A 420-nucleotide genomic window follows, 5' to 3' on the forward strand; every position below is an offset into this window, starting at 1 on the left:
TTCGAAGACCTCGCCAAGGAGCGCAACCTGAGCGCAACCGACGTCGATCTCGGGCTGGTGGCCAAATCCGCCATCATCGACAGCGCGATCGGCGATGCGGCGTTTGCGCTCGCGGCCAACGAGGTCAGCCAGCCGGTGCAGGGCCGGTTCGGAGTGGCGCTCTTGAAGGTCAGCAAGATCGAACCCGGCACCACGCCGGCCTACGAGCTCGTCGCGCCCAAGCTCAAGCGCGACCTCGCCGTCGAGCGGGCCAAGGCCTCGATCAGCGATCTCTACAACAAGATGGAGGACGAGCGCGGCGGCGGCGCCAACGTGCTGGAAGCCGCGCAGAAGGCCGGGCTCAAGGCCATCACCATCGATGCGGTGGACCGCTCTGGCCGCGGCCCGAACGGCCAGCCCGTCACCGGACTGCCGCAAGGC

General features: G+C 68.3%; 1 protein-coding gene. It reads left to right on the plus strand.

The annotated features are described in order from the left end of the window. The coding region (locus tag D7Y15_RS43865; protein WP_148713063.1) for a peptidyl-prolyl cis-trans isomerase at positions 1 to 420 on the plus strand (420 nt) is incomplete at both ends.

It is taken from the genome of Corallococcus sp. AB030 (assembly GCF_003668965.1).
Classification (GTDB): Bacteria; Myxococcota; Myxococcia; order Myxococcales; family Myxococcaceae; genus Corallococcus; species Corallococcus exiguus.